Source organism: uncultured Luteimonas sp., assembly GCF_947492465.1.
Taxonomy (GTDB): Bacteria; Pseudomonadota; Gammaproteobacteria; order Xanthomonadales; family Xanthomonadaceae; genus Luteimonas.
This window is the reverse complement of sequence record NZ_CANLNF010000029.1, coordinates 1-1,428: the sequence shown is the minus strand read 5'-3', so window position 1 is coordinate 1,428 and position 1,428 is coordinate 1. Positions and strand designations below refer to the sequence as shown.

At 51.8% G+C, this 1,428-nt stretch carries 1 protein-coding gene; it reads right to left on the bottom strand.

Annotated features, from left to right (window positions below; translation table 11 throughout):
- Positions 1 to 638 precede the first annotated feature (638 nt).
- The coding region (locus tag Q0863_RS18425; protein WP_298581759.1) for a hypothetical protein at positions 639 to 1,428 on the bottom strand (790 nt) is incomplete at its 5' end.

Genomic DNA, 1,428 nt, shown 5'->3' with positions numbered 1-1,428 from the left:
CAGCAAACGCCTGAAGCTCAAGGCAAGAGCGTCATGCACTCGGGGTTGACGGGAAGCTCCTTACGGAATTGTTAGGCATCACAGACGCTATCGAAGTAAGCCTTTGCGGACCTTGTGCGGTACAGAAACCAATAGTGCGCACCAAGTACTACTAGCGAAGCTGGAACAATTTCGCGGAGAAAGTACACCTGCCACTTAATGCTGTTAATTATCCACAGTAAAGATACTGGCCCAGGAGAGACATACTGATGCTCATGGAAGTCGTCATAAACACCAAGCGCAACAACAAGTGGAACTAGAGAAACTAGCGCGACCGTTAGCCAGAGGCGAGCAATTCGATTACCGACTATTGTTGCTAGAGAAGCAAATGCAACCACTGATGATAGGAGGACGAGAACGACCTCAAAAACGAGGTGGTGAGTATGAACAACACCATGTCGATAAAGACCCGAGCCTATTGTAACCAGCCCTATTAAGCCGCGCGAAGCTGTTGCGCAATAGACTGCGCATAGCAATATCACCATGATTGGGGGGCGTTTGCTCCGAATCATCTCAAGCAAGCGAAGACCGTCCATCTATGTGATGCCTAACGCTTGAATTAAGCCGACCCGCGAAGCGGGTTCGGCTTGAATGAATTGTTATGCCCCTGCCGCGGCATGGAGCGCACGTTTTGAGTACTTACCAGCATCCAGCCACTCCACCGCGAGCTGATGAAAAGACTTGCCGGAACTAACGAGGTTTGAGCAGGAGGAAAGCACTCCGGCGGCATATGAGTTGGCCGTGTCATAAGCAAGGTCGAGATTTCCGTCATTGATCAAGCTTGCAACGAGCGTGACGGCGTATGCGCCGCGCTCTACCTGATTTGGATGCGAGGCTGCCAACTCTGAAAATGGTTTGTCCGACAGAACTTGATCTGCCAGGTTGATCTTGGCCTTGTACAGTTCAGTCAGTCGGCGGGCGACATCGCCAGCAGCGTCTCCAGGGGACTCTATTTGAGCCTCATAGACAGGAATACCGGAGCAAGTGAAGGCACCCCATGTGCGAAAGGACAGCGGTTTGTCCCGATTTTCTGGGATGTCCAGAATGTCCCAGAGAATCGGATCTAGGGCCATTGGCTTGATCCGTAACTCGGTGGTTGTTGCAGCGGAATTGCGATGGACAGAAATTAAGATGTCTTGATAGATGCCGTTGGACTGGCGGAAAAGTGCGCAACTGCTCTTTTTCCACTCTGATCGATTGAGTTGCGGGCCAATCTCAGCAAGGAGCTGCTTTTCAAAAGCTGTTCGTTGGCGATAGAGAGTGCTCATCAGGGGCATAACGCCTGAATTAAGCCGCGCCGCGAAGCGGCGTCGGCTTGAATGAGTAAAAAGGAGACTTCCCGCTTCAGCGGCAAGCCGCTCGGCATCGAGTGCCATGATTGTGTTTCGA